At 67.7% G+C, this 8,797-nt stretch carries 8 protein-coding genes; 4 read left to right on the forward strand and 4 right to left on the reverse strand.

The genetic code is table 11. From position 1 onward, the window contains the following. Window positions 1–10 precede the first annotated feature (10 nt). A complete protein-coding gene (locus GF405_07690; GenBank protein ID MBD3368038.1) occupies window positions 11–2,662 on the reverse strand; it encodes a tetratricopeptide repeat protein in 2,652 nt (883 codons plus the stop codon). Between the two features lie 290 nt (window positions 2,663–2,952). Between GF405_07690 and GF405_07695 the strand changes: the two genes are divergently transcribed. The 3 genes from GF405_07695 to GF405_07705 all read left to right on the forward strand — a co-directional run bounded on the left by GF405_07695 (window position 2,953) and on the right by GF405_07705 (window position 4,760). Next, on the forward strand, window positions 2,953–3,816 hold the full coding sequence (locus GF405_07695) for a hypothetical protein (protein ID MBD3368039.1): 864 nt from the start codon (window positions 2,953–2,955) through the stop codon (window positions 3,814–3,816). Between the two features lie 198 nt (window positions 3,817–4,014). Then, window positions 4,015–4,311, forward strand: coding sequence for a hypothetical protein (locus GF405_07700; GenBank protein ID MBD3368040.1), 297 nt, complete (start codon window positions 4,015–4,017; stop codon window positions 4,309–4,311). Window positions 4,312–4,343: 32 nt separating this feature from the next. After that, entirely contained in the window at window positions 4,344–4,760 is a 417-nt protein-coding gene (locus tag GF405_07705) for a PaaI family thioesterase (protein MBD3368041.1), read from the forward strand. A 96-nt stretch (window positions 4,761–4,856) separates the two neighbouring features. Here GF405_07705 and GF405_07710 read toward each other — a convergent pair whose 3' ends face one another. The 3 genes from GF405_07710 to GF405_07720 form a co-directional block, all read right to left on the reverse strand. Further along, complete coding sequence (locus tag GF405_07710) at window positions 4,857–5,654, reverse strand: hypothetical protein (protein ID MBD3368042.1); 798 nt, start codon at window positions 5,652–5,654, stop codon at window positions 4,857–4,859. A 193-nt stretch (window positions 5,655–5,847) separates the two neighbouring features. Continuing rightward, on the reverse strand, window positions 5,848–6,513 hold the full coding sequence (locus GF405_07715) for a PEP-CTERM sorting domain-containing protein (protein MBD3368043.1): 666 nt from the start codon (window positions 6,511–6,513) through the stop codon (window positions 5,848–5,850). 177 nt (window positions 6,514–6,690) lie between these two features. Next, a complete protein-coding gene (locus GF405_07720) occupies window positions 6,691–7,410 on the reverse strand; it encodes a T9SS type A sorting domain-containing protein (protein MBD3368044.1) in 720 nt (239 codons plus the stop codon). A gap of 517 nt (window positions 7,411–7,927) precedes the next feature. Between GF405_07720 and hflK the strand changes: the two genes are divergently transcribed. Next, window positions 7,928–8,797 (forward strand): FtsH protease activity modulator HflK (hflK, locus tag GF405_07725; GenBank protein MBD3368045.1); only part of this gene is annotated, 870 nt, incomplete at its 3' end.

The raw sequence follows: 8,797 nt of genomic DNA on the forward strand, positions 1-8,797 counted from the left end.
TGAAACCCGTTCAGGATACCGTATCGACGAGGGCCGCCCGCAGCTCCTCCGCCTTCACGCTGTCGCCCCGCGCCGTCGCCGCGTCGAGCCGGGCCTTCAGGAGCAGGCGCGGCTCGGCACCGTGCTCCTCGGCCTTCGCGAGCGCGGCCTCGGCCTCCCCGTGGCGTTCGAGCTCCGACAGGACGCGGGCTCGCAGAATGTCGGCGCGCCACATGGTCGGAAGCACCCTGAGCGCCGCATCGAGGTGGGCGAGCGCCTCCTCGCGCTCGCCGACCGCCCGGAGCATGACCGCGAGATCGTATCTGAGACGCGGGTTGTGCGGCTGGAGCTCGATGGACCGTCGCATGACCCGCACCGCGTTCCTGACATCGTGCATGGCCCAGTAGCAGCGTCCCATCCCGCTCTGGACGGCGGGCGAGCCGGGGTCGAGCCGCTCGGCCGCCCGGTAGACCGAGAGCGCCTCCGCGTACCTGCCTCTTCTCGCCAGAAGGTCGCCGTGCGCGAGAACGGCCGCGTGGTCCTCGGGATCAGCGTTCCGCGCCTCCCTGAGAACCTCGGCGGCGCGCCCGGGCTCGCCGTGGCGCTCGAGATAGAGGGCGAGCTGCGTCCGGTAGCGCGGTTCTCCGGGATCCAGACGGATCGCATCCTCGATGCTGGCGAGGGCCTCCTCGCGGCGGCCGGCGCGACGGTACGCGTCGAACAGGTTGGCTCTCGTGGACGGCTCGGCCGGGTCGAGTTCCGCCGCCCGCAGAAGCGACTCGATGCCGTCGTCGATGCGGCCGGTCGCCACGTAGGCGACGCCGAGGTCGTTCCAGGCCTTGGTCATCCGGGGCGCGGCCGACGTCACGAGTTCGAGTATCCCCACCGCGTCGCTCGGGCGGCCGCGCACAAGATAGAGCTTGGCCGCCTCCTCCAGGCGGCTCGCTGCGACGCGGACGGTCCTCGGTTCGACACGTTCCCCATCGTCGAGAAGCCACATGGCCCACGGTCCGCCGGAGACGAGCCGGTCAGGCTCCGGCAGCTCCCGGGCCGGAACCTCCCCGGATTCGATCCTCGCGAGATAGCCCGCCGGTGCGCACCGCTCGAGGAACCTGGCGCGCGCCAGTTCGTAGTCCGAGGAGATCGGCCGATCGTCGGCGTTGAGCGACACGAGGAGCTCCACATAGCGCTGGACCGGAAGGACCGATCTGCCATCGGACGGACAGTCGCCCGTCTCGCGACTGCCGAACGACCTGGCGAGCTGGACCTCCGTTGGGAACCGAACGGTCGGGTTCCAGCGCTCCAGATGCGGCGCCCTGGAGCGCACGTCGATGACCGAGAGGTCCGGCCGGCGACGTTCGACGTGGAGCGCGTACCACAGCGGGAAGACGGTCTCGTCGTTCCTCGCGAGGACGATCGAGTTCGCCGCGAGCCCGTCGAGCATCTGGTCGAGGTACACGTCGGCTCCTCCGCCCCGCGCCTCGGCGCGCGACCATCTTCCCGGGAACGAGAGGACAAGAACGACCGCCACGACGGCTGCGAGGGCGGCCGCCGCGCCCACCCCGCGGACGCTCCCTCCGAGCTCGGCCGGCATGAGCGCCACGGCCAGACCGGCGAGCAGCCCGAGAACGACATAGGCGGGAACCAAATAGGCTCCGATGTCGGGGATCGAATAGAGGGCGGCGTGCCCGAGGGTCAGGACGAGGATGACGAGGAGCGCCGCCGCGTAGCGTCTCGAGGCTCTCCAAAGCAGCACGAGCCCACAGACGGCGGCCGCGAGAAGGGGCCATCCGAACTCCCTGACCAGAAGCTCCGCCACGCCGCGGGCGTCGTGCAGGGCGACGAGCAGTGACGTCGCGCCGAGCCGCGAGCGGTACGCGACCCCGCCGATGTGCTTCACGAGCGCGTCGAAGCTGTCGATGGGGGCCCAGAGCACGGCGGGGTCGTGGGCCGAACGGAGCGGCAGGTAGGCGTACGACGTCAGGACCACGAGAGACGCGCCCGCGGCAGCAAGCCAGGTGCGGGCGCTCCGGCCGGGTCGCGTGAGCGACATGATGACGAGCCCCGGGAGCGCGAGCAGGATCGTCAGGTGATGCGCGAGCCCGATCCCGAACAGAAGACCCGCGACGACGAAGCGACGGTCGAACCGTCGCGACGCTTCGCCGGAGGGGTCGACCGTCGCGCCCGGTAGCCCGAGCTCGCCTCTCGCGAGCAGCGCGAGCATGCCCGTCAGTAGCGCCGCCGCGAGTGCGTACACCTCTGGAATGGTCGACTGCGCGTGTATCTCGGGAACGAGGGCGACGACCGCTCCGGCGAGAGCGGCGCCGACGGCCGTCAGGACGCGCGAGGGGTGATGGCCCGAGCGTCGCGTCGTGAGCTCCGTGATGTCCCACGTCACGCGCGAGACGAGCGCGCAGGCGAGCGCGCCGCCCACGGCCGAGAGGAACGCCAGCCGTGCCACGGGCGTGCCGAGCGGTACCCTGATGGCCAGCGCCGTGAGGATCGTGTAGAGCGGATAGCCCGGCGGATGCGCGATGCCGAGCGTGCGCGCGACCGCGAGGAACTCGGGCGAGTCGCCCCACGGGAGCGTGCGGGACAGGGTGCTCAGGTAGAGCGTCAGCGCTCCCGCGAAGACGAGAAGGGCCGTCACGTCCGACGGCTCCGGACGACGCAACCGCGTCATCGAACCCCCGGTGAAGAAGCCGACTGGCTCGCTCTCCGTCCGGAGCGCATCCTACCACACTGTCACCCTTCCGTCGAAGCGCGGAGGGAGTCCTCACAGAGCTCTGACTTGCCTCCACGTGCGACCTGTGGTATGCTCCGGCCTCGCATCCACATGACACCGTAACGCGATGGGTGCCTGGTCACAGAGGTTCGACCGGCACCGTGCTCTCCCGACGCCACGTGGCCCCGCGCGGGGCACGGTGTTCGGTCACAGCCCACACGGGCGCACGGCGCCCGGGGAGGACCCGCATGAAGCGAATGCTCGTGGTTGCCCTGGCCCTGGTCCTGTCCGTCCCGCTCTCGGCGACGACCTCCCGCGAGGGCCTGCCCGATGCGGAGTACCCCGAACGCGGGCCGTACGGCACGGCACGCAGCGTTGCCGACGTCCTGATCTGCCTCGACATCGACGCGAACCGCGGTTTCGGCGACCCCACGCCCCTGTACGCGGACGCGTTCGCCGCCGCCGGTGCGCAGATCATCGCCACGTGCCGCGTCGAGACACCGGGCGGCTCCATCAACTTCCCGACGGGGATGACGGCCGACAACTACCCGGTCGTCGTCGTGCTGACGAGCGACAACTGGTGGGCCACCCCGAAGAACATCGACCCGGCCGACGAATCCGCGCTGGCGGCGTATCTGGACACCGGCGGCAACCTGTTGTTCGTCGGGCAGGACTACATGGTCGGCGCGCATCCATCGATGGGTCCGACGAGCGGGTTTCCGCGGGATTACCTCGGGCTCGACCACTGCCACCAGGACGTGCTCTGGGGCGAGACGACGGCCACGATCACCGGCTCTCCGGGCTGGATTGCGGACGGTCTGACGCTGTCGCTCACCGCTTCGACGGTCTTCACGGAGAACACTTTCTACCCCGACTGCGCAGACCCCGTCGCAGATGCTGGCTCAGCGTTCTCGTACGACGAGGCGGCGCGGGACGGGGTCGTCATCTACCACGACCCGGGCGGTTTCAAGACCGTCTGGTCGGGCATCGAACTCTCCGCGGCGGCGACCGCATCGTTCCACGTCGCCATCGACACCATCTACCACTGGTTCCTCGGCGCATCGCCCGTCGTCGAGAGCACCTGGGGCGAGATCAAGCGGCTCTACCGATGAGTCTGCGCCCGCGCGGCTGCGCGGCCGATGAAGTGCCAATGACGGCGGCGGGGTCCCTGAGGGGCCCCGCCGCTTCGTTTCCCCTCTCCCGGCGCTCCTCTGGCGCTCGGGCTCCTCAGGCGCTATACTGCGTCACGCGCCCCGTCGATCGGGGTGACGGCATTGCAACGACCAGACGCCCGAAAGGAACGACGAAAGATGAAGACCGGTTCCCCGATCCCGTCGGACATGGCCGTCGTCTACACGGCGAACGGCGAGATGGAAGCTCACGGCATCCGAGCGGCGCTCGAGGCCGCCGGGATCCCGGTGCATCTCAACTTCGAGGCAGCGGGTAAGCTCTACGCCGTCACGGTCGACGGTCTCGGAGCCGTCAGAATCATGGTCCCCATCGACCGCGTCGACGAGGCGCGCGAGATCATCTCGACCCCTGCCATGCCCGTTGACGAACTCACCGGCGAATCGGATGAAGAAGGAGAACACGAGGAAGAGGAATGAGCGAGGGCGAGACAAAGAACGTGCTCAAGACCATGGCCGACGACCGCATGTGCTTCGCGTGCGGACCCGACAACCCGCACGGCCTCCACCTGTCATTCGACTACGGCGACGGTGAGGTCACGACCCGGCACACCTTCGACGGCAGGTACCAGGGCTACAGCGGGGTCGTCCACGGAGGACTCGTCTCGACCGTTCTCGACGAGACGATGGTGACCCTCCTGAACCGGATGGGGCTTCTGGCGATGACGGCCGAGCTGACCGTCCGGTACTCGAGCCCGGTGCCCGTCGGCGAGGAGGTGACCGTGACGGCCAGACTCGTGCGCTCGAGGCGCCGGGTCCACGAGGTCGAGGCCGAGGCGACGCTCCCGGACGGAGAGGTCGCCGCCACCGCGCGCGGACGCTTCATGTCGCTCGGCCCGCTCCACGACGAAGCCCCCTCGACCGGCTGACCGATCTTCAGACGACCTGAACGACCGAGGCCCGCCCTCCCCGGTGGAAGGCGGGCCTCAGTCGTGTGCGGCCGTCGCAAGGTGTTGCATCGTTCGCTACTGGAAGAGCTGCTTGATCGCGCTCCAGGTCTCCTCCTCGATCCCCGTCTCAGCAAGGAACTCGACGGTCATGGACCCGGAGTTGTTCCCCATGTCGGCGAAGCTGAAGTCGACGAGGAACGCCCAGAACCAGCCCGTCGCGTGCGCCGTGAAGACGTACTCCTCGCCGAACTCGAGGAAGCTCAGCTGAGGATGATAGGGCATCGAGATGTCGCGCGTGAAGATGCAGACGCCGTCGTAGTAGCCCGACGGGTCGCTGTTCGTCGCCGCGTCGCCGGTGACCGAGACCGTGTACTCCTGCCCCGGTGTCAGCACGATCTTCGCGCCGCCGTACTCGAGCAGTCCGATGCAGTGGAAGACCGCGTCGACCGTCAGCGTCTCCCGTCCCCTCGGCGAGTCGAAGGCCACCTCCATCGAACCGAAGTTGTCCCCGACGTCCTTGAGCGAGATGTCAACGAGGAACGCGTAGACGGGATCGAACCCCGCGGTGAGGTCGAACGTCTCCCCCTTCTCGAGGTAGACGATGCGGGGGTGAAGCGCGTCGGTCTTCTCGAAGAAGTAGAGGAAGAGGCCGTCGTAGTACTGGATGCCGAGCGAGTCGTTCGCGGCGGCGTCTCCGGTCACGCTGACGGTGTACGTGACCCCCGGATCGAGCGAGATGCTGGGGCATCCCGCCTGCAGGAGGCCGACGCAGTTCTTGTACGAGTCGACGGTCAGCGTCTCGGTGGCCAGTGCGGGCGTCGCCGCGATGGCGAAGACGACCACCAGAGCAAGAAAGCAATAACGATTTGTCACATGGCCCTCCCCGTGTCGAAGTCGTGGACCCCCGGACACGTCGGGTCCGGACGGATGTCTCCGTTCGTTGGTACCAGAGTATCATACGACAATCTGCTGGTCAAGGAAGCGTCGAGCGGCTCCCTCTGAAAGAACGGGGCAGGGACCCGGAAGGGCCCTGCCCCGTGGTGTTGCCTATGGTGGTCCGCTCGAGCTAGCCGCGGAACCGGCGGCGGACGAGAGCGCCGACACCGACGAGCCCTGTGCTCAGAAGCAGCCAGGTCGAAGGCTCGGGCACGGGCGACGTGTCGCCATCGTGCACCTTGATGTCGTCCACGTACCAGCCCTCGTAGTCGTTCATCAGATGGTCCATTGTGTCGAAGTAGAATCCGACGCGGACCGCGTCGAGGCCGGCGAACATGTTGAGGTCCGCCTTGAGCCCGATCCACTCGCCCTGGTCGAACCACTGCACGTCGGGATAGAGCGGGACCCACATCCCGTCTCCGGGCTTCACGACGACGTGGGCCTTATCGAAAAGATGCATCGGCTGGTTCTCGGTCTCGAGCCAGGAGTAGAAGTTCATGTAGGCCTCATCGGCGCCCGAGAGGTCGATCCACGGGGACATCAGAACGCCCCAGTTCCAGCCGACGTCATAGTCGTAGTTCGGGCCGCCGGTGTTGTAGGCCGCGGAGTACATCCCGCTGTGCGCACGGTAGGTCTCGAGATGCCAGAGGCTGAACTCCTGCCCCTCGACCTGACCGGTCGTCTCCCATCCTTCGGCGCCCGTCTCGAAGCCCTCGTGCAGGAATACGGTTGCCGACGCACCCGTCGCGAAGACAAGGCACGCCGCCATCGCAAGAACGATAGCCGTTGCTCTCATGGTGCTGCTCCTCTCCGGGACCCTCTGGTCCCCGGTCGCCCTCACGCAATGTCTGAGCAAGCCAGCGTGGAGATGCTCCGGTCAAGAATACTCCATCACAGTTGAAGATATCAGGGACCCGCGAAATCGGTCAAGGGTTTTCGGGTGCGAACCATCGGTCTGTGCCGCCCTGTGAGACTACCGTATGAGCACAACCGTCTGCGTCTGTGCCGCTGTGGACGTGCCGTGCAGGCGGGCGAAGTAGACACCGGAGGGACAGCGGCGGCCCTCCACATCCCTTCCGTCCCAGCGGATCACGGCCTCGCCGGGCTGGGCCCTTCCCTCGAACAGCGTTGCCACGCGGCGTCCGCGAACATCGTAGATGACCACCGACACGTCACCAACCTCGTCACTCGCGAGAACGAAGCGGGCCTCGCCGCGGGCCGGGTTGGGCGTCGGAGCGGAGAGGCGCAGCGCCGCCCCGGGCGGTTCCGGCACGCCTGTCGCCGTCGCAGGGGCGAAGGCCGACTGGAGCACGCCGCGGATCACCGGGAGGTCCGACGAGCCGCTCGGGTTCCCTCCCCCGTCGGCCTGGACCCACGCGGCCACGCCCATCCGTGAGTAGTCCCACGCGGGATCTACATCGAACGATGTCAGGAACGTGACGCTCTCCCCCTCCGCGATGCTGAACGCATCGCCCTGGTAGGCCGTCAGAAACGTCTTCGCGTGGTAGGGAAGAAACGACGTGCCGTTTGAGGACGGAACGTCCTCGGCCAGGACTGCGGCGGCGGCGAACCGGGCGTTGGACACGTCCTCCTCGGCCGCGATCGATACGGCGAACTCGCCGACGCCGAGCTCGCTGACTTTCATCGTCAGCGGCGAATCGGCCGCGCTGTGCGCGGCGAGGTCGCTCTCCATATGCGAGACCGACCAGGGCGACGGACAGGACCGGCCGTCGCCCGCCAGAAGGGGCACGGCGGAGTTTCCGTAGTAGGATGAGCGCTGGTAGAAGAACGGGTCGGCGAACTCGTACTGCACGAGGACGAGTTCGTCCCTGCCGTGCCTCGACTGGAACTCGTGGACCGCAACTGCGGCCTGCGGGCACGATGCTCAGTAGCGCGATGTGAAGTGCTCGTAGAGCACCGTCTTCTCGGCGGCGACGGCGCCGACGGCCACGAGCACCGCGAGCAATGTGGATACGAGCCGCATCGTCTCTCCTGTGGTGTCCGAACGGTCCGGGACGGGCGGCGGTCGGTGGCAGGGCCGCCTTGTCGGTCGGCAGAGTGCGTGCGTCCCGACGCGGTCCCACCAACGTGTGTGCAGTGCCCAGAATATCACACGCCTGCGGCTTCATCAAGAAACCGCCGAACACGAGGCCCCGGCCCTTCTTGCATCCTTGGCCCCTTCCGGATACGATGTGTGATGCGGGCTCACGATGCGTGCCGCCCGCAACAACCTACCGAAGGGAGTCCTGATGGAATACGACCCTGACATGATGGTGCGGCCGCGCCGTCTGCGACTGCCCTCCTTCAAGGAAGGCGCTGTCCGGTGGGTCGTCATCGGCATCGTGGCCATCATCCTGCTCTCGACGACGTTCTACTCCGTCGCAACGGACGAGGTCGGCGTCGTCAAGCGCCTGGGCGCCTACGTTCGCACCGCCCAGCCGGGCCTGCACATGAAGCTCCCGTTCGCCATCGAGCGGGTGCAGAAGGTGCGCGTCAAGCACGTGTACAAGCTGGAGTTCGGGTTCGCCACCGAGCGGCCCGGCGTGCGGACCGTCTACCGCCGGGGCGACTTCAGTGACGAGTCCCTCATGCTGACGGGCGACCTGAACGCCGCCGTCGTCGAGTGGATCGTGCAGTACCGGATCCAGGACCCTCTCAAGTACCTCTTCAAGGTCCGGGAGGTGCCCGAGACGATCCGCGATGTCAGCGAGGCGACGATGCGTCTCGTGGTCGGCGACAGGACGGTCACCGAGGTTCTGACGGTCGGGCGCCGCGAGATCTCCGATCGTACTCAGCAGGAGATGCAGAAGCTGCTCGACGAGTACGAGACCGGCATCCAGGTCGTCACCGTCAACCTTAAGGACGTCAACCCGCCGGACCCGGTGAAACCGTCGTTCAATGAGGTCAATCAGGCCAAGCAGGAGCGCGAGCAGCTGATCAACGAGGCCTGGGCGGAGTACAACAAGGAGATCCCTGCGGCCGAGGGCGAGGCCCAGCGGATGATCCGCGACGCCGAGGGCTACGCGCTGGCGCGCGTCAACCGGGCGCAGGGCGACGCAGAGCGGTTCCTTGCGCTCTAC

Source organism: Candidatus Effluviviaceae Genus V sp. (assembly GCA_014728125.1).
Classification (GTDB): Bacteria; Joyebacterota; Joyebacteria; order Joyebacterales; family Joyebacteraceae; genus WJMD01.

Bases quoted from the DNA above. Each gene is read 5' to 3' on its own strand.
- GF405_07720 (MBD3368044.1), bottom strand. From the start codon at position 7,410: ATGGAGAGCGACCTCGCCGCGCACAGCGCGGCCGATTCGCCGCTGACG.
- GF405_07690 (MBD3368038.1), bottom strand. From the start codon at position 2,662: ATGACGCGGTTGCGTCGTCCGGAGCCGTCGGACGTGACGGCCCTTCTC.
- GF405_07695 (MBD3368039.1), top strand. From the start codon at position 2,953: ATGAAGCGAATGCTCGTGGTTGCCCTGGCCCTGGTCCTGTCCGTCCCG.
- GF405_07705 (MBD3368041.1), top strand. From the start codon at position 4,344: ATGGCCGACGACCGCATGTGCTTCGCGTGCGGACCCGACAACCCGCAC.
- GF405_07715 (MBD3368043.1), bottom strand. From the start codon at position 6,513: ATGAGAGCAACGGCTATCGTTCTTGCGATGGCGGCGTGCCTTGTCTTC.
- GF405_07700 (MBD3368040.1), top strand. From the start codon at position 4,015: ATGAAGACCGGTTCCCCGATCCCGTCGGACATGGCCGTCGTCTACACG.